This is a genomic window from Mesorhizobium sp. LNHC229A00 (assembly GCF_000502415.1).
Lineage (GTDB): Bacteria > Pseudomonadota > Alphaproteobacteria > Rhizobiales > Rhizobiaceae > Mesorhizobium.
On record NZ_AYWQ01000001.1, the window covers coordinates 56,802 to 75,498 of the forward strand.

At 63.9% G+C, this 18,697-nt stretch carries 16 protein-coding genes and 3 pseudogenes; 10 read left to right on the forward strand and 9 right to left on the reverse strand.

Annotation, left to right across the window (positions count from 1 at the left end; translation table 11 throughout):
* Window positions 1-26: 26 nt before the first annotated feature.
* The 10 genes and pseudogenes from X742_RS169160 to X742_RS169125 all read left to right on the forward strand — a co-directional run bounded on the left by X742_RS169160 (window position 27) and on the right by X742_RS169125 (window position 10,603).
* Complete coding sequence (locus tag X742_RS169160; RefSeq protein ID WP_023769548.1) at window positions 27-2,150, forward strand: SMP-30/gluconolactonase/LRE family protein; 2,124 nt, start codon at window positions 27-29, stop codon at window positions 2,148-2,150.
* A complete protein-coding gene (locus X742_RS169155) occupies window positions 2,147-3,202 on the forward strand; it encodes a hypothetical protein (protein ID WP_023769549.1) in 1,056 nt (351 codons plus the stop codon). The genes X742_RS169160 and X742_RS169155 overlap by 4 nt, the downstream gene beginning before the upstream one ends.
* Window positions 3,202-4,089, forward strand: a pseudogene (locus tag X742_RS0135515) (sugar ABC transporter ATP-binding protein); the annotation flags it as partial. The gene X742_RS169155 and the pseudogene X742_RS0135515, both read left to right, overlap by 1 nt.
* A gap of 43 nt (window positions 4,090-4,132) precedes the next feature.
* Window positions 4,133-4,843: pseudogene (locus X742_RS0135520) on the forward strand (ATP-binding cassette domain-containing protein); the annotation flags it as partial.
* Window positions 4,844-5,220: 377 nt separating this feature from the next.
* Window positions 5,221-5,631 carry a carboxymuconolactone decarboxylase family protein gene (locus X742_RS169150; protein WP_023769550.1) on the forward strand — a complete coding sequence of 137 codons (411 nt, stop codon included), beginning with the start codon at window positions 5,221-5,223 and terminating at the stop codon, window positions 5,629-5,631.
* Window positions 5,632-5,769: 138 nt separating this feature from the next.
* A complete protein-coding gene (locus X742_RS169145) occupies window positions 5,770-6,606 on the forward strand; it encodes a metallophosphoesterase (protein WP_023769551.1) in 837 nt (278 codons plus the stop codon).
* The gene (locus X742_RS169140) at window positions 6,603-7,760 is read left to right on the forward strand and encodes an ABC transporter ATP-binding protein (RefSeq protein ID WP_023769552.1); all 1,158 of its coding nucleotides are present in this window, start codon (window positions 6,603-6,605) and stop codon (window positions 7,758-7,760) included. Before X742_RS169145 ends, X742_RS169140 begins: the two co-directional genes overlap by 4 nt.
* Window positions 7,753-8,484: a sugar ABC transporter permease gene (locus tag X742_RS169135; protein ID WP_023769553.1), complete on the forward strand. Its 732-nt coding sequence runs from the start codon at window positions 7,753-7,755 to the stop codon at window positions 8,482-8,484. The genes X742_RS169140 and X742_RS169135 overlap by 8 nt, the downstream gene beginning before the upstream one ends.
* Window positions 8,481-9,311 (forward strand): carbohydrate ABC transporter permease, encoded by an 831-nt coding sequence (locus X742_RS169130; RefSeq protein WP_023769554.1) that lies wholly within the window; start codon window positions 8,481-8,483, stop codon window positions 9,309-9,311. The genes X742_RS169135 and X742_RS169130 overlap by 4 nt, the downstream gene beginning before the upstream one ends.
* 26 nt (window positions 9,312-9,337) lie before the next feature.
* The gene (locus X742_RS169125; protein ID WP_023769555.1) at window positions 9,338-10,603 is read left to right on the forward strand and encodes an ABC transporter substrate-binding protein; all 1,266 of its coding nucleotides are present in this window, start codon (window positions 9,338-9,340) and stop codon (window positions 10,601-10,603) included.
* A gap of 49 nt (window positions 10,604-10,652) precedes the next feature.
* Here X742_RS169125 and X742_RS169120 read toward each other — a convergent pair whose 3' ends face one another.
* The 9 genes and pseudogenes from X742_RS169120 to X742_RS169085 all read right to left on the reverse strand — a co-directional run bounded on the left by X742_RS169120 (window position 10,653) and on the right by X742_RS169085 (window position 18,688).
* Window positions 10,653-11,540, reverse strand: a complete 888-nt coding sequence (locus tag X742_RS169120; protein ID WP_023769556.1) for an amidohydrolase — start codon at window positions 11,538-11,540, stop codon at window positions 10,653-10,655.
* On the reverse strand, window positions 11,540-12,811 hold the full coding sequence (locus X742_RS169115; protein ID WP_245275469.1) for a VWA domain-containing protein: 1,272 nt from the start codon (window positions 12,809-12,811) through the stop codon (window positions 11,540-11,542). The genes X742_RS169120 and X742_RS169115 overlap by 1 nt, the downstream gene beginning before the upstream one ends.
* A complete protein-coding gene (locus tag X742_RS169110) occupies window positions 12,808-13,689 on the reverse strand; it encodes a MoxR family ATPase (RefSeq protein ID WP_023769558.1) in 882 nt (293 codons plus the stop codon). The genes X742_RS169115 and X742_RS169110 overlap by 4 nt, the downstream gene beginning before the upstream one ends.
* An 8-nt stretch (window positions 13,690-13,697) precedes the next feature.
* Window positions 13,698-14,702, reverse strand: a complete 1,005-nt coding sequence (locus tag X742_RS1000000176400) for a molybdopterin cofactor-binding domain-containing protein (protein ID WP_023756899.1) — start codon at window positions 14,700-14,702, stop codon at window positions 13,698-13,700.
* 1 nt (window position 14,703) lies between these two features.
* Window positions 14,704-16,071 (reverse strand): xanthine dehydrogenase family protein molybdopterin-binding subunit, encoded by a 1,368-nt coding sequence (locus tag X742_RS1000000176405; RefSeq protein WP_023769559.1) that lies wholly within the window; start codon window positions 16,069-16,071, stop codon window positions 14,704-14,706.
* A gap of 12 nt (window positions 16,072-16,083) precedes the next feature.
* Window positions 16,084-16,637: pseudogene (locus X742_RS01000000169450) on the reverse strand ((2Fe-2S)-binding protein).
* Between the two features lie 53 nt (window positions 16,638-16,690).
* Window positions 16,691-17,485, reverse strand: a complete 795-nt coding sequence (locus tag X742_RS169095) for an FAD binding domain-containing protein (RefSeq protein WP_023769560.1) — start codon at window positions 17,483-17,485, stop codon at window positions 16,691-16,693.
* Window positions 17,486-17,495: 10 nt separating this feature from the next.
* A complete protein-coding gene (locus X742_RS169090; RefSeq protein ID WP_023769561.1) occupies window positions 17,496-17,939 on the reverse strand; it encodes an SRPBCC family protein in 444 nt (147 codons plus the stop codon).
* A 143-nt stretch (window positions 17,940-18,082) separates the two neighbouring features.
* Window positions 18,083-18,688, reverse strand: coding sequence for an AraC family transcriptional regulator (locus X742_RS169085; RefSeq protein ID WP_023769562.1), 606 nt, complete (start codon window positions 18,686-18,688; stop codon window positions 18,083-18,085).
* Between the last annotated feature and the right edge of the window lie 9 nt (window positions 18,689-18,697).

Below are 18,697 nucleotides of genomic sequence, written 5' to 3' on the forward strand. Positions count from 1 at the left end.
GCCCCAGACCTGGCAGCAGTGACCTGATGAGCTTTCGCGAACGCCTCCAGTCCTGGCGCTACAATCTCGTGCCCGACCATCTCGTCGGCGAGATACTGACCAAGCGTTGGACCGACAACGCCATTCCCTTCCTGGCGCTGGTGGTGACATTGGCGACCTTCGGCTCGATCATTCCGGGCTTCTTCAAGCTCTCTTCCCTGCAGGAATCGACGCGCCAGCTCGGCGAGTTTTCGATGGTCGTCACCGGCATGACGGTGGTGATGCTGGGCGGCGGCATCGATCTCTCCGTCGGTTCGATCTTCGCGCTGTCCTGCTTTTCCGCCGTCTATGTCTTCTTCATCCTCGAACAGTCAATCTGGCTGGCGCTGGCCGCCTCGCTCGCCACCGGCCTCGTGTTCGGCGCGATCAACGGCTACCTCGTCGGCTATCTCAGGCTGCGTGCGTTCCTCACCACGCTGGTGACCTTCATCTTCGGGCGGGCGCTGTTCGACATCTTGGTCACCACCTATGCCGCCGATGTGCAGCTTTCGACCGCTACGTCCGATGTGCTCGACTTCATCGGCGACAGCACTTTCTGGGGCCTGTCCGTCTCGGTGTGGCTGGCGATCATCCTCGCCATCGTGACCCATATCGCGTTGACGCGCTCGCGGCCCGGCTGGCACGTGCTGGCGGTCGGCGGCTCCCGGCGCTCGGCGCACAATGCCGGCATCCGGGTGCGCCGCACCGTGTTCATGACCTATGTCTTTTCCGGCTTCTGCGCCTCGATCGGCGGGTTTCTCATCGCCTGCCGGCTGAGCGGGGCAGGGCCGGGCACCGGCCTCAATCTCGAGATCATGGCGCTGACGGCGGCGGTGGTCGGCGGCGTCAGCCTCGGCGGCGGGCGCGGCTCGGTGATCAAGGGTCTAATGGGCGCCATCATCGTGCTGACCATGACCAACGGGCTGATCCGGCTGGGCTATGGCACCGGTACCAACCAGATGGTGCTTGGCATCATGCTAGCGGTGGCGGTGACCATCGACATTCGCTGGCTCAAGAACCGCCACAAGGTGCTGAACGAGGTCTATGTCGCGCCGGTCTATCTCAGGATGGGCGAAACCCAGTCCGCGGTGCCGGGTTCGGGCACGCCTTACGCGCTCGACAACCGGCTGTCGGCGGCCGACCATATCGGGCTCGGCGAACTGGAAGGGCCGGAAGACGTCATCCTCGACCGCGACGACAATCTCTATTGCGGCACGCGCCATGGCGAGATCGTCCGCTTCTTCGCGCCGGATTATGTCAGGTCGGAGGTGTTTGCCCATATTGGCGGCTTTCCGCTGGGCTTGGCCTTTGACAAAGGGGGCAATCTGATCAGCTGCGTCGGCGCGATGGGACTCTATTCCGTCTCTCCGGATCGCGCGGTCAAAAGGCTGTCGGCGGAGACATCACGTTCCTGGACCTCGATCGTCGACGACGCGCGGCTGCGCGATCCCAATGATTGCGATATCGCGCCGGACGGCCGCATCTATTTTACGGACTCGACCAAGCGCTATGACGCGCATGACTGGGCGCTGGACTCGATCGAGAACCGCGCCACCGGCCGTCTGCTGGTCTACGATCCCAGGGACGGCTCGACAAGGACGCTGCTCGATGGCTACCGCTACACCAATGGTGTCTGCATGGCGCATGACGGCAAGTCGCTGTTCTTCGCCGAAAGCTGGGCCTGCCGGGTGCATCGCTATTGGCTCGAAGGGCCGAAGGCGGGCACCGCCGAATGCGTCATTCGCGACATGCCGGGCTATCCCGACAACATCAACCGGGCGTCGGACGGCAATTACTGGATGGCGTGGCTGGGCATGCGCACGCCGAGCTTCGACCTGTCGCTGCGCCACCCCGACATGCGCAAGCGCATGACGCGCCGGCTGCCGCAGGACGAATGGCTGTTCCCCAACATCAACACCGGCGGCGTGGTGAAATTCAACGAGAAGGGCGGCATCGTCGAGGCGATGGGCGATTTGACGGGCGGCGCGCACCCGATGGTCACCTCGATGCGCGAGCACAAGGGATATCTGTTCGTCGGCGGCATCCTCAACAATCGCATCGGCCGCTACAAGGTGTCCGGCGCCGACCCGAACTGGACCAGCCCCGCCTCGTATTGGGGAGCGCAGCCATGATCCTCGACCCAATCCTGGATATGTTTCGCGGCAAGGCGGTGACCATCCCGCCGCTCGACGGCGCCTTCCGTCCCAACACGCTGCTCGACGATGCGCCGGCTTTTGTCGGATTGACCGAAGCGGACAATCTGCTGGTTGCCGATGGCGGGCTGCTGGCCTCCAGCGGCAACGCCACCTATTCGCTTGCCGCCGGAACCGCACCCAAGGTGGTCGAGAACTTTGCGTCCCCCGTTACCGCGCTGGCGCTCTCGCCATTGGGCGAACTGACGGTCGGGTTGGAAAGCGGCAAGCTGCTGGTGGGCGGCAGGAATGTTTCGCTGCCGGCCGGTGTCAGCTGCATCACCGCTCTTGCCTACGCCGAGGACGGTGCGCTGTGGCTGGCCAACGGGTCGGCCGAGCATACGCCGTCGCAATGGGCCGCCGATCTGATGAAGAAGGGCGCGTCCGGTTCGCTTTGGAAACGGGACGCGGCGGCTGGCGAGTTCCGCAAGATGGCCGGCGACATTGCCTTTCCCTATGGGCTCCATCCCCTTGGCGGGGATGTGCTGGTCAGTGAAAGCTGGCGCCATCAACTCGTTCGCTTCGACGGCGCGAGGGGAGACCGCTCGACAGTGCTGACGCATCTGCCTGGCTATCCCGCGCGGCTTTCGCCTTCCGGTGATGGCGGGGCATGGTTGAGCCTGTTCGCGCCGCGCAACCGATTGATCGAATTCGTGCTGCAGGAGACGCATTACCGGCAGGACATGATCGATCAGGTGCCGCCGGCTTACTGGATCGCGCCTGCGATGGCTTCCAGCCGCAGCTTCCTCGAACCGCTGCAATGCGGCGGTATCCGCACCATGGGTATCCACAAGCCGTGGTCGCCGAGCCGCTCCTACGGGCTGGTGGTCCGGCTCGATCAAAACATGCAGCCGCAATTCAGCCTGCACAGCCGCGCCAATGGCACGCGCCATGGTATCTGCAGCGTGGCGGAAAAGGGCCGGGAGCTGTTCATCGCTTCCAGGGGTGGCGATTGCGTGCTGGCCGTCGACCTCGCCTCGGGAGGTTTCTGATGGAACCGATTATTCGTCTCGAAAACGTCACCAAGAATTATCGCGGCGTTCCGGCAGTCAAGAACGTCAGCTTCGAACTGCGCAAAGGCGAAATCCACGCGCTGCTCGGCGAGAACGGCGCGGGTAAATCGACACTGACCAAGATCATCGCCGGTGTCGTCGATGCCACATCCGGCAAGATGTTCCACAAGGGCCGGGAGATCGCCTACGCCTCGCCGCATGCCGCACTCGGGGCCGGCATTGCCATGGTGTTCCAGGAGACCAGCCTAGTGCCGTCGATGACGGTGGCGCAGAACCTCTATCTCGGTACTGAAAAATTCCTCAACCGGCTGCGCGGCACGTATATTTCAGCACAGCAGTTCCTGCAGTCGCTGAATTTTCCCGTCGATCCGAACGCCATGGTGGCGACGCTGGGCGCGGCCAAGCGGCAGATGGTCGAGATCGCGCGCGCCGTGCACCACAATGCCGAGATCATCATCTTCGACGAACCGACGGCGACGCTGACGCCGGAAGAAAAGCGCCACTTCTTCGCGCTGATCCGGCGGCTGAAGGCGAGCGGTGTCTCGATCGTCTTTATCAGCCACGCGCTGGAAGAGGCATTGATGATTGCCGACCGCATCACCATCCTGCGCGATGGCGAACTGGTCATCACCGACGACACGGATGCCTTCGATCGCGACAGAATCGTCGCCGCCATGGTCGGGCGTACGCTGTCGGGCCAGATCTACCGCCAGCGCGACGAAGCGAAACTGCGCAAGGCGGGCAAGAAGGTGCTGTCGGTGCAGGACATCTCGATGAGCAATGTCGTGCGCAACAACTCCTTTTCGATCTTCGAGGGCCAGATCACCGGCGTGTTCGGCCTGATCGGCTCCGGCCGCACCGAGACCNGCCAAACTGCGCAAGGCGGGCAAGAAGGTGCTGTCGGTGCAGGACATCTCGATGAGCAATGTCGTGCGCAACAACTCCTTCTCGATCTTCGAGGGCCAGATCACCGGCGTGTTCGGCCTGATCGGCTCCGGCCGCACCGAGACCTTCAAGATCGTGTCGGGCATCTACAAGCGCGATTTTTTGCGCGGCGGTACAATCGAACTCGACGACAGGCCGGTGCGCTATCTCGTGCCGAGCGAGGCGGTGGCGGACGGCATCGTCTATGTCACCGAGGACCGCAAGAGCGAAGGCATCTTCGAGACGATGAGCATCGCCGAGAACCTGTTTGGTGGCCTGCTGGCGGCCGGCCGTGAAAAGGCCTGGGTGATCAACCAGCAGGAGATGTACGCGCTATCGGCCGAGTGGACGAAGACGCTCAACATCAAGGCGATCAACGACAATGCTCGCGTGGTCGAACTCTCAGGTGGCAACCAACAGAAGGTGGTGATCGGCAAGGGGCTGGTGCAGCAGCCACGCATCGTCATTTTCGACGAACCGACGCGCGGCGTCGATGTCGGCGCCATCGCGGAGATCCACCAGATCATCAACAGGCTGGCCGACGAGGGATTGGCCGTGGTGGTGATCTCGTCCTATTTGCCGGAGATCATGAACCTGTCGGATCGGATACTGGTCTGCCGGCAAGGCCGCATCGTCGAGGAGTTTTCTCCGGCGGAGGCCACGGAGGAGAAGATCATGTACGCGGCGGTGCACTAGGGTGTTGGCTGGTGCTTGGCGCACATGCGTTGGCAATTGGCGAAAGCCTCAGTCCTTCGTCATCCACGGGCGGAGCAAGGAGCGCTGCGACGCGGGGCGGACCCGAGGATCCATGCAGGGACTCGGAAGCGCCGCCACGGCGCAGAATTCTGCCCCGCTGCACTCTATGGCCAAGGTCACGGAATGGATCCCAGGGTCTCCGCGACGGAGCTTCGCTCCTGCTTCGCTCCTGCTTCGCCCTAGGATGACGAAGGAGAGGTGCTTCGGCCAACTCCTCGGTTTTCTCGCGCCAAAAAAATGAATCGGACAAACCGATTATTTCCCTTTGCTCAACGCCTGATTCAATTCACCCGACGATCCAATGAAGGAAAAACGCCATGGCCACCACAAAACTCCTCAGCGATGCCGAGGTGGAAAAAATCCCGAAGGCGAAGGCCGTGTTCGACGACATCAGGGCCACGCGCAAATCGGATTTCGTCAATAATTTCTGGCGCGGGCTGGCCAATGATCCGCCGGCGCTGAAGCGGATCTGGGAACAGTTGAAGGTGGTGATGGTCGCCGACAGCGCCATCGATCCGCTCACCAAGGAGATGATCTACATCGCGGTGTCGACCGCCAATGGCTGTTCCTACTGCGTCCATTCGCACACGGCGGCGGCGCGGGCCAAGGGCATGACAGACGCGCAGCATGGCGAACTCGTGTCGATCATCGGGCTCGCCGGGCAGACCAATCATCTGGTCACGGCCATGCAGATCCCGGTCGATCCGCAATTCGAGGTGAAAAGCTAGCCGTCAGCCAGCCTATCGGCAGGGGAGGGAACATTTGTCCCCAACCTGTTAAGGAAGTGACATGTAACGGCACTAAGGAGACCCACGCGAAGTCGCGCCGGCGGGTTTCCGGCAGCCGGCTCTCGCAGTGGAGCCGGCATGAAAATCGTCCAGATCACCGATACCCATTTCAGCCCGACCAAGCCGCATTTCAACGGCAATTGGCAGCCGCTGGCCGCCTGGATCGCGCAGAGCGGTGCCGACCTCGTCATCCACACCGGCGATCTCAGCGTAGATGGCGCCGACAAGGATGCCGACATCGGCTTCTGCATGGAGCTGATGCGGGAAATCTCGGTCCCGATGTTGCTGGTGCCCGGCAATCACGATGTCGGTCATCTGCCCGGCTCCTTGCAGCCGGTCAACGCGGAACGCCTCGAGCGCTGGCGCCGGCTGGTTGGCCCCGATTATTGGATGGAGAACGCCGGAAACTGGCGATTTATCGGCCTCGACAGCCTGCTGATGGGTTTTGATGATGCCGAGGAAAAGGCCCAGTTCGAATGGCTGCGTGCGGCGCTGGAAAGCCGTGGCGGCCGGCGCGTCGCGGTCTTCGCCCACAAGCCGCTGTTCATCGACAAGCCCGGCGAAGGTGACACCGGCTACTGGAGCGTCCGACCGGCACAACGGCAGCGTCTCTACGATCTCATCGGTGCCCATGATGTGGCGCTTTTCGCCAGCGGTCACCTGCACCGGGCATGGCAAGGCAAATACGAAAACACCGCGCTGGTCTGGGGTCCGTCAGCCGCCTTCGTCGTCGGCGAGATGGAGCGCGACATGCCGGGCGAGCGGCTGCTCGGCGCGGTCGTGCATGAATTCGACGATACAGTCACCAGCGAGATCGTCGCGATCCCCCGCATGACCGTCCATGTCCTCGATGACGTGGTCGAGGAAGTCTACCCGCACGAGGCGCACAAGGTCCGCGGGAAGGTCGCGTCATGAGCGCGCTCTCCCTTCGCGGCTTGAACAAATCCTTTGGCGGCAATGCCGTTCTGAACGGCGTCAGCCTCGATGTCGAAGCGGGCGAGTTCATCGCCCTGGTCGGCCCCTCGGGCTGCGGCAAGAGCACCTTGCTGCGCATTCTTGCCGGGCTTGATCATGCCGACAGCGGCGAGATCTTCGTTGCTGGCAAGGACATGTCGGCGGTCGCCGCGGCCGATCGCAACATCGCCATGGTGTTCCAGTCCTACGCGCTCTACCCGCATCTGACGGCCGGCCAGAACATTGCGGTCCCGCTTGCCATGAAGCGGCTGAGCCGGACGCAGCGGCTGCCGCTGGTCGGCTCCGCACTGCCGGGCCAGAAAGAAATCCGCGCTGGCATTTCGCGCGATGTCCGCGAGATGGCGACGGTACTCAAGATCGATCATCTGCTCGACCGCAAGCCTGGTCAGATGTCGGGCGGCCAGCGGCAGCGTGTCGCCCTGGCGCGCGCCATGGTGCGGCGCCCCTCGATCTTCCTTATGGACGAGCCGCTTTCCAACCTCGACGCCAATCTGCGGGTGCACGCCCGTGGCGAGATCGTCGAACTGCACCGCCGCGCCGGCGTGCCGACGCTCTATGTGACGCATGACCAGGCCGAGGCGCTTTCGATGGCCGACCGCGTGGCCGTGATGATCGGCGGCAGCCTGCTGCAGCTTGCGGCCCCCGAGGCGATCTACAACGATCCGGCCCATATCGAGGTCGCCCGTTTCGTCGGCCAGCCGAGGATAAACATCCTCCCGGCGCTCGCCGAAAGCGGCCGCGTCGATTTCCTGGGCATCCGGCTGGCGCTGCTGGAGAAAGTGGCGAACGGTCCGGTGAGCCTCGGCATCCGGCCCGAATGCGTCAAACTGTCTCCCAGCGGGCGGAGCGGCTTTGCGGGGCGGATCGAGCGTCTGGAATTCCTCGGCTCGGAAGTCGTTGCCCATTGCCGGCTGGACGCGACCGGCGACACCGTCATCGCCAAGCTGGCGCCGCACGAGGCGAGGGACCTGATCGCGGGAATGCCGGTGGGTATCCTCCTTCCACCCGAGCAGGCCATGGTCTTCGGGCCGGAGGGAAAGCGGCTGCGCATGGCGAGCGCCGCGCCCGCACGCCAGGAGCCGGCCTATGTCTAGCGTCGCGCTGGCGGGCAATGTCGCGAGCGCCGCGGCCCTCCACAGGCGCAGCGAGGACCGCACCGCNACGGCGATCGTCGCACCGGTCTCGATCGTGCTTGGCCTTGGCGTCGCCTTGCTGATCGAAGGCGAACCTCGTGCGCGCGGTTTCTTCCGCACCGTCTATTTCCTGCCGGTCGCGTCGCTGATCGTCGCCATGGCGACAGTCTGGCAATATCTCTTTCACCCGACCATCGGGCCACTCAACGCGCTGCTTGCTCTGGTCGGCATTCCTGGCCCAAACTGGCTCGGCGCCTCGAACACCGTGCTCTACAGCCTGTCGATCATCGGCGTCTGGCAGTCGGTCGGCTTCAACATGGTGCTGTTCCTGGCGGGTCTGACGGCGATCCCGCGCGAGCTCTACGCCGCTGCTCACGTCGATGGCGCGAAATCCGCGGTCGACCGGTTTTTCCTGGTCACCTGGCCGATGCTCGGGCCGACGACGCTGTTCGTCGTCACCATCAGCATCACCAATGCGGTGAAGGTCTTCGAAACCGTGAAGATGCTCACCGATGGCGGACCCAACAAGGCCTCCGAAGTGCTGCTGTTCACCATCTACCAGGAAGGCTTCGTCTACTTGCGCGTCGGCTATGCCTCGGCAATGACCGTGGTCTTCCTTGCGATCCTGGTCGTGCTGATGCTTCTCCAATACCGCGTACTCGACCGGCGGGTGCATTACACATGACCAGCCTGCCCGCCGGCCGCATCATCCGTTTCGCGCTGCTTTCGCTCGGCGCGCTGATGATCCTCGCGCCCTACATTTTCATGATCTCGACCGCGGGCAAGACGCAGAGTGACATCTTCACCTCGTCGCTGTCGCTCATTCCCCAGCATTTCTATTTCGCCGAGAATTTCGCCAAGGCGCTGAGCAAGGTGCCGATGGCAACACTGCTGTGGAACGGCGTCGTCGTGTGCGGCCTGATCTTCTTCTTCCAGGTGCTGGTCGCGATTCCCTGCGCCTACGCCATGGCCAAGCTGAAGTTCCGTGCCGCGCGGCTGATGATGGTGCTGGTGATGCTCGGCCTGCTGGTACCGATCCATGCCACGGCGCTGCCGCTCTATGTCGCCTTCGACCGGATGTCGCTCATCAACAGCTACACCTCGCTGGTTGCGCCGTTCACCATCTCGGTGTTCGCGATCTTCATGTTCCTGCAGTTCTTCCGCGCCATGCCCGACGACCTCATCCACGCAGCAAGGCTCGACGGCATGTCCGAGCTCGGGATCGTCGCGCGCGTCATCGTCCCCAACGCCTGGCCGGCGGTTACTGCCTTCGCGATCTTCTCGGTGGTCGCCCACTGGAACGATCTTTACTGGCCGCTGATCGTCGTCAGCAAGCAGGCCTACGCCACGCCGCCGCTCGGCCTGATGTATTTCCGCGCCGCCGAGGCGGGCGACGACTACGGCGCGCTGATGGCCGCAACGTTGATCATCACCCTTCCACTCGTCGTTGCCTTCCTGTTCGCACAGAAGCGCTTCGTCGAAGGCATCACCATGACCGGTCTCAAAGGCTGACCGGGTCGAACCAGGAGCACGAGCACATGAAGCAACTTCCCAGGATTCTTGCAGCGGCGGCGATCTCGCTGACGACAGCCCTTCCGGCCTATGCCGACACGACGCTGACGGTTCATTATCCGATGCCGGGCTTCTTCAAGAACGTGATGGACACGATCTCGAAGAAGTTCATGGAAGAAAATCCCGACATCAAGATCCAGTTCGCCAGCCCGTCCGCCACCTATGAGGAAGGCATCCAGACCATCCTTCGCCAGGCCGGCACCGACGAAATGCCCGACATCACCTTCATCGGGCTGAACCGTCTGCGCATGCTCAACGAACGCGACGTTGCCGTCGATCTTGGCCCGCTGGTCAAGAAGGAAGGCAACATGGCTGAGCTCGGCTTCTCCGACACGATCCTGAAGCTGGCGCAGGTCAACGGCAAGCAGGTCGGCCTCGCCTTCGCCACCTCGAATCCGATCATGTATTACAACGCCGACCTGGTGAAGGCCGCCGGCGGTGATCCGGACAATCCGCCCAAGACCTGGGACGAGGTTATCGCGCTCGGCGGCAAGATCAAGGCGCTCGGCAATGGCGTCGACGGCATCGACTTCCGCTGGCAGGGTGACGACTGGATGTTTTCGGCGCTGCTGTTCGGCGCCGGCGGCAAGATGCTGGACGAGGACGAAAGCAAGGTCGCTTTCAACGGGCCGGAAGGCGGGAAGGCAGTCGAGATCCTGCAGCGGATGGTGAAGGAGGGCGGCATGCCGGTCTTCACCAAGCCGGCCGGCGAGCAGGCTTTCGCGGCCGGCAAGGTTGGCTTCGAGTTCCAGACCACCGGCGCGCTGGTCAACACCATCAAGAACGTCGGCGACAAGTTCACGCTGCGGACGGCCAAGATCCCGCTGATCGATCCGGCCAACGGCCATCTGCCAACCGGCGGCAATGCCGTGGTCATCCTGACCAAGGATGCCGCCAAGCAGGACGCTGCCTGGAAATTCGCGAAATTCGCCGCCGGCCCTTATGGCGCATCGGTCGTCGTGCCCGGCACCGGCTATGTTCCCAACAATGAACTCGCGGCAAAGTCTTCCGACTATCTCGGCGACTTCTACAAGAAGAACCCGCTGTTCCAGGCCGGGCTCAGCCAGATGCCGCTGATGGTTCCGTGGTATGCCTTCCCGGGCACCAATGGGGTCAAGGTGACGCAGTCGATCGTCGACAATCTGTCGCGCATCGTCGACCAATCGGCCACGCCCAAGGAAGCGCTCAGCGACGCCGCAAGCGACGTCGAAGGCATGCTGCCGACGCAGTAAGGACTTGCCAGGGCATCGCCGCGCCAACGGCGCGGCGAACTCCCTGCGGTCAAGCCGGCCGGTAGATTCGCTCCGCCGTGTTCCAGAAGATATCAGCCTCGGCCGCCGGACCGTGCTTCGCTACAGCCGCGCGGTGGGCCTTTATCAGTTCGGCGTGGCTCGTCCACAACTTCTCGATGGGGAAGTTGGAACCGAACATCAGGTGATCCGCGCCCAATATCTCGATCGCGCTGTCGACGATGTAGGCGATCAGCGCGGGGTCGTTGCGGTGGACGAAAGTGCCAAGGCCAGACAGCTTGGCGTATCCGTTCGGCGCCGCCGACAGCGTGCGCAGCCCGGCCTTCCAGGCTTCGGTGGTTTCCTGATCCATGCCGGTCAGCATGCCGGCATGGGTGAGGATGAAATTGGTTTCGGGGTTCTCGCCGACCAGGGTCAGCCCGTCCGTCATCTGGGCGGGAAAGAGCTGCAGGTCGAAGGACAGGCCATAATCCTTCAGCCGCGCCACATTGGCCCGTACCCTGGGGTCGATCACCTGATCGGGGCCAGTGGCGAAGCGGAAGGCCGGGGTCTCGTGCCAATGCAACTGCATGCGGACGCCGCGCAGCAGCGGATATTTTTTCAAGCGGTCGATCTGGGGTCTGATATCGTCCACCGTCATGTCGGTGTAGCCGACGATGGCGTGCGGCCAGCCGGTTTCATCTGCCGTTTTCTGCAGGAAGGCGACTTCCTTCTCGAAATCCTCCTTCGCCCAGTTGGTCTGAACGTAGACCGCTTTCTCGACGCCGGAACCCTGCTGGTCGGCGAGAAACTCCTCGATCGGGTAGTCGCGGCGTATCGGCTCGTAGGGGCCGAAGATGCGCGGCACCATCGGCCCGACCAGCCAGGGCTGGTCCTGCTGGCGCCAGATGTGGAAATGCGCGTCGATGGTTTTCTGCATCACGGTACCCTTTTCCAGATTGTCGCCGCCCGCGGGGCAGGGCGGGCGAGCGACAGGATGAAATCGGTGAGGCTGTTCGCAGACGAGCCGTCGATGAGATCGTCGAGGTCAGGCAAAATGGCGCGAAGGGCCGCCGTTGCCGGCTGGAAGCGCGGGTCGCCGGCCAAAGGTGTCGCCAGCGACAGCCGGAAAGCGCGTGCGCTCAGCCGGCGCATCGCCGTCTCCAGTTCGGCATGGTCGCCGCGCTCCAGCGCGTCGGACAGGATGATCACTGCCGCACCACGTGCGAAGGCGGAAAAGCGCGGCACGGAGAGGAAGGCAAGCAGTGTTGGCCCCATGCGGGTGCCGCCGTCCCAGTCGTCAACCTGGGCGGCCGCGCGCGCCAGCGCCTGCTCGCGGTCGCGGATGCGTAGCGCTGACGTGATGCGGGTCAGACGCGTCCCGAAGGTGAAGATTTCTGCCCGGTCAGCGCCTTGCACGGCGGCATGCGCGAGCTTCAAATAATCCGACGTGTGGAGCTTCATCGAGCCGGACACGTCGATCAGGATCAGCAGTTTGCGCGGCACAGCCTGACGGCGGCGCAACAAGGGCGAGGGGACATCGCCATCGGCGCTGACGATTTCCCGGAGCGATCGGCGCAGGTCGAGCTTGCCGCGCGAATGGGTGCGCACCGTGCGGAAGGAGCGCCGCGCGGGCAAGGCGCTCGACAGCCGACGACGAAAGACGGTCAGCCTGTCGTCGTCGCGTTGGAAGTCGCGGGTGCTCAACTGTTCGATCGTCGAGGATAGCTCGCCGCCTTCCTGTCGCTGCTCGGCTTCGATCCGCTCGTCGTCGGCGCCCCCATCATCCTTGACGCGGGTTTCCTCGTCGCTGTCGCCTTCCGCCACGGCTGATGTGTTGCCGTAAAAATAGCTTTGGAAATGCGCCTCGAATTCGTCGCGGCGGTCAGGTGGCGGCGCCAGGGTGGCGAGCGCTGCCTCGCGGATATCGGCCATCGAGCGGGGGCCAAGCAAGGTCACCGCCTGCATGAAGCCGGAGATTTGCTCCGGGGCGATTATAAAGCCGTAGTGGCGCAGCAGTCGGCCGAAGCCGAGCAAGGGCGCGGCGGCGGGAGGTACGCTCACCTCGCCCCGTTTACGGGGAGAGGATGCCGGCAGGCAGGTGAGGGGCGGCGCCACCTTCTTCCCCTCATGGCGCCGCCCCTCATCCGCCCCTTCGGGGCACCTTCTCCCCGTGAACGGAGCGAAGGGATTGTCGAGCTCCCGGCTCACGCCAGCGCCTCCTCGACGATGCGGCCTAGCTCGGGCGCGATGTAGGAGAGGTCTTCCTCGTCCTTGATCAACACGCCGATGGCGCGGCGGAAGGCTTCCGGCCACGGGCTGCCGCCCTTTTCCAGGATCGTCGCGGCATTGGCCCATTCGACGGCTTCGGCGATGCCGGGCGGCTTGGCGAGCGGACGGGCGCGAATGGTCTGCACCGCGGCCGCCACCGCGCGCGCGGTAGCCTCCGCGACATCGCCAGCACGCAGCATGATGATGGCGGCTTCGCGTTCGGCGTCGGGGTAGCCGATCCAGTGATAGACGCAGCGGCGGCGCAGCGCCTCGGCAAGCTCCCGAGTGCGGTTCGAGGTCAGGATGACGATCGGCTGTGCGGCGGCGCGGATGGTGCCGCGCTCGGGAATGCTGATCTGGAAATCGGACAGGAATTCCAGGAGCAGCGCCTCGAACTCATGGTCGGAACGGTCGATCTCGTCGACCAGCAGCACGCGCTGCTGTGGCGCCTTCAGCACTTGCAGCAGCGGCCGGGCAATCAGGAAACGGTCGTCATAGATGTCGATCTCCTGCTCGCCCGCATGGCGGATGGCGAGCAACTGGCGTTGATAGTTCCACTCATAAAGCGCGTGCGCGGCGTCGATGCCTTCGTAGCATTGCAGGCGCACCAGATCGCGGCCGAGCAGCTCTGCGATCGCCTTGGCGGCTTCCGTCTTGCCGACGCCCGGCGCGCCTTCGAGCAGCAGCGGCTTGCCGAGCCGGATCGCCAGGAATATGGCGGTGGCGAGGCTGTCGTCGGCCAGATAGCGCGAGGCGGCGAGGCGCTCGGCCACCGCCTCCGGCGAGGTCGCGACCGTTTCGGCGTTTACCTCGGGCATGTCGGCCCTCAGTTCGCCGCTTGCGCCTTGAGCGCGCGCAAAATGCGTTCGGGCGTGATCGGCAGCGTGTCGATGCGCACACCGACGGCATCGAAGACGGCGTTGGCGACTGCCGGTATTTGCGGGTTGGCGCACATTTCACCTGGCCCCTTGGCGCCATACGGCCCGTCGGCGGAAGGGCGCTCCAGCACAATAATCTCGGTTTCGGCGAGGTCGCCGGGGCCGGGCATCAGATACTGGTTGAAGTCGGTGCCGCCATGGTCGCGGTTGGGGTAGTAGGGCTCGGTCGTCTCATAGAGCGCGTGGCTGATGCCCATCCAGGAGCCGCCGACCAGCTGCTGCTCGACCATTTTGGGGTTCAACGCGCGGCCGATCTCGAAGACGTTCTTCACCGTCAGCACCGTGACCTCGCCGGTCTCGTCGTCGACTTCCACCTCTGCCACCGTGCAGGCATGCGCATAACAGGTCGACGGCTTCATCGCGCCGGTCTCCTTCTCCGGATAGGAGCGCGGGATCAAAAACATGCCGCGGCCAGAAATCGAGCGGCCGCGCTTGAAATGCGCCGACAGGGCGACATCGAAGATCGAGATCGACTTTTGCGGCGCGCCCTTGACCAGTATGTTGCCCTGTCCGTCGGTTTCGAGGTCAGAGGCATTCACTTCCAGTTCCTCGGCCGCCACTTCAAGCATCACCTGACGGGCTTCCCTGGCGGCCTGGATGACCGCGTTGCCGGCGCGGTGTGTGCCGCGCGAGGCAAACGTGCCCATGCAGTGCGGGCCGGTGTCGGTGTCGGCGGTGTCGACGACGACGCGGTCGGTCGGCACGCCGATCGTCTCGGCGCAGATCTGGGCCATGATCTGTTTCATCCCCTGGCCGAGATCGACGCTGGAAAGCGTGACCATGAAATTGCCGGTCGGTGTCGAATGCACCAGCGCCTGGGTCGGGTCGCCACCAAGGTTCATGCCGGTGGGATAGTTGATCGCGGCGACGCCGCGTCCACGCCTGATCGCCATCTCAAGCTCCGTTCTTGTAGGAGGACATCGCCATGTATTTCTCCGCCACTGGCCAGTTGGCGGCGCGCGAGGCTTCCTGCATGCATTCGATGAGTGCCGCGCCCTCGGTCGGCTGGCGATGCGCCTTCATGTCGCCGTCGCGATAGGCGTTGATGAAGCGGAATTCGAGTGGATCCATGCCGATCAGCCGCGCCAGCTTGTCCATCTGCACCTCCAGCGCGAAATCGCCGATGGTGACGCCGAAGCCGCGCATGGCCGACGACGGCGTGCGATTGGTGTAGACGCAGTAGGTGTCGATCCAGACGTTGGGGATGGTGTAGGGACCGGGATAGTGCCCAGCGCCCTTCTGCGCGCCATAGGGCGAGTGGCGGGAGTAGGCACCGGCATCGGTGTAGCCGGTGACCTTTCGTGCGACGATGCGGCCGTCCTTCATGACGCCGTCCTTGATGACGACTTTTTCGGCCGCGCGGGGCGAGGAGATCTGCATCTCCTCCTCGCGGCTGTAGATAAAACAGACTGGTCGCCCGGTTAGTTTCGCGCCGAGGATGGCGATCGGTTCGACGATGACATCGACCTTGCCGCCGAAACCGCCGCCGACCGTGCCGCCGACAAAATGCAGCTTGCTGCCCGGCATCTGCAGGATGATCGAGGTGTTGTCGAGGGTGAAGAACATGGCCTGCGTGTTGGTGTAGCAGGTGAAGCGGTCATTGCCCTCGGGCGCCACCACGCAACCGGTGGTCTCGGTCGGCGCGTGCTCGATGGGCGAGGACTGATAGCTTTGCTCCAGCACGTGATCGGCTTCGGCAAAGCCCGCCTCGACATCGCCGAAGCGCACCTTGCGGCACGCGCCGCTGTCATAGAGGTAATAGTTCTGACCGTGATACTCGTTGACGATGGGCGCGCCGGGCTTCAGCGCTTCCTCCATGTCGAACACGGCGGGCAGCACTTCATAGTCGACCTTGACCTTGGCGGCGGCCTCCTGGGCGGCACGCTCGGTTTCGGCCAGCACCGCCACCACGGCCTCGCCCTTCCAGCGCACCTTGCCGTCGGCCAGGACCGTCTCGTCTTCCGGTCCGACCTGGATCAGGATCAGGATCGTGTAGACATTGTGCGGCACGTCCCTGGCCGTCAGCACCTTCACCACGCCCGGATGTTTTTCGGCCTCCGACGTGTCGATCGAGCGGATGCGGGCATGGTGATGAGGGCTGCGCACCATCTTCAAATGCAGCATGCCGGGAAAGTTGCGGTCGGCGAAATAGGCGGTCTTGCCGGTGACGTGGCCTGGCGAATCCGAGCGCGGCCGGGCCTGGCCGATCTCATGCAGATCGTCCTTGCGGACATCGGCGAAGTAGCTCTTGCGCAATTCCATTTCCTTGGTCCCTCAGGCCGCGTTCTGCGAATTGGCGCGGGCGGCGGTGAGCACCGCCTGGATGATTGGCTCGTAGCCGGTGCAGCGGCAGACGTTCCCGGACAGCGCCTCGACGACATCCTCGCGGCTGGGATTGGGCGTGTGGTCGAGCAGAACCTTGGCGGCCATGATCATGCCCGGCGTGCAAAAACCGCATTGGGTGGCGAATGTGTCGAGGAAGGCGCGCTGCAGCGGGTGCAGCACGCCGCCTTCGGCGAGGCCCGACGTGGTCGTGATCATTGCACCGTTGCAGGTCTCGGCCAGCGTCAGGCAAGAGAGCTTCAACTCGCCGTCGATGATGACGGAGCAGGCGCCGCAGGTGCCTTGGTGGCAGCCGCCCTTCGNGAGAGCTTCAACTCGCCGTCGATGATGACGGAGCAGGCGCCGCAGGTGCCTTGGTGGCAGCCGCCCTTCGGCGAGGTGTCGCCGATCTTGTCGCGCAAGGCATTGAGCAGCGTCGTGCCGCTTTCTATGAATTCGGCTTTTTCGGAGCCATTGAGCGTGAATTGAACCGGGACCTTTGCCATTCTTCCTCCTTGCGCACCTGCCCCGCGGGGCAAGCGCGCGCCCCCGATTGTGATTACCCGAGCAGCAGCCGGCCGAGATGCACGGGCAGAACCTCGGCGCGATACCAGGCGCTGGCGATCGGGTCGGTGATGGGCGAGATGCCTTCAGCCGCGGCGGCCAGCGCCGGTGCGATGCCGTCCGGGTCGAGCGTCCTGCCGAGCAGCGCTTTTTCCGCTGCCTTGGCACGCATCGGCCGATCGGCCATGCAGCCCAGCGCGACCCGTGCCGAGGACACGGTTCCGTCTTCAGCCTGTTCCAGAACGACGGCGATGCTCAGCACCGAGACCCCCTTGGGCTTGACCCGCGACACTTTGAGGAAGCGGAAGCTGTCGGGCTTCGGAAGCGTGAAACCGACCGACGTGACGATGGCGCGGCTGTCGTCCCGTGCGGCCAGGAAGGTCTCGATGGGTCTTTCGCCGTCATTCGTAGCGACCGTTGCGTCGAGCGCCAGGAGGGCCACGGTGAAATCGCCATAGGGCGCCGGCGCGAACAGATTGCCGCCGATGGTCGCCATGTTGCGGATCGCCGGACCGCCAACGGCACGCGCGGCCTTGGCAAGCTGGTCGAATTCGGGATGGCGGCCGATCGCCGCCATGGTCACGGAAGCGCCGATGCGCACCGTGCCACCGGAGACCGCGATTGCCGACAGGGCCGGGTCTGTCGACTTGACAAGGCCGGAGACCGAAACATCGCCTTCATTGGCGGCGCGTACGACGAGCGTGCCGCCGCCGAGATAGCGCGTGCCGGAGGCTTCCAGCGCCGCGCTGGCGTCCTTCACCGTTGCAAAACTCTGCAATGCCAGCGCCATGGCCCGCTCCTCAACCCTGGCCGGCAAAATGGCTCTTCAAGGCGTTGAAGCCGCCCTGGAAGACATTGGCGCCCATGCCCTCGGCCAGCTTGTCGGCTTCTTCGGGTGCTGCGTCGAAGCTGGCGGTCCATTCGGCATAGGTGCGGTCACCGTCGGTGATGCGCCGCAATTGCAGCGTCGCCTTGTGGTTGGTGAGCGGCTGCGGCGTTTCCAGGATAGAATAGCTGACGAGGAAATCGTCATCGGAAAAGTGGACCAGTTTTTCGCGCAGCCGCGCGCCGCTGGCCAGCTGGAAGTTGCGCACGCAGCCGATCGTGCTGGCATCCTTGCCGTCCTCGATATGGCTTTCGACCATGCGTGGATGCCAATCCGGCAACCCGTTGAAATCGCGTATGCGCGCCCAAACCTGTTCGACCGGTGCGTCGATGACGCTGGAGATGGTGACTTTGGGCATAAGATGTTCCCTTGCGAATTTCGTTGCGGCAAGGGTAGGGCGCTACAGCGGGCAGCGCTTATCAATGCGTCTTGAGCGTCTATCAACCAGTCTGAAAAAACAGATAGATCGGAAGAGCACACGTCTNCGTGTGCTCTTCCGATCTAATGCGGCCGCGAAAGGCCAACGGCGCGGGCAACGTCGTCGAAGGAGATGCGTTCGCAGATATTGGCCTTCATCAGCTGAATCGCCTTGCGGACGCGGAAATCCTGCACCGTGTTTATGCGGCCGCGCGCGTCCTGCGGCGCCGAGGCATCGGCGGCATCGAGCACCGAGTCGACGAAGCGCTCGATCTCGTAATTGGCGACATCGTCGACGCTCTCATTGTCGGTGAGATGGTCGAGCAGGCTGGCGGCCGCCTGGTGCAGCCAAGGCTCGAGCGCGATCGCCGCCCGCGAAAACAGCGGCGCGTTGGATGGCAGGTCGCGCCGGCGGCGGGCCCAGTCGGGATCGATGTAGAAGGCGAGAAACAGACCGGGCGTCCCGTTTTGCGACAGGACATGGCTGTGGGGCTGGAAGGAATTGATGCCGGCGGCGGTGCAGGGGCCGAGGCTGACCGTCTCGCGGCCGATGGTCATCTCGCCGGCGGTGCCTTCGAGCCAGATGATCAGATGAGCCTCGACATGGGCATGGGTGACGAAGTCGCTCGCGACATTCAGGACAGAAACATGTCCGAACCGGCCCCAGTAGAGCCTGATCGCTTCCGTCATGGCATATCC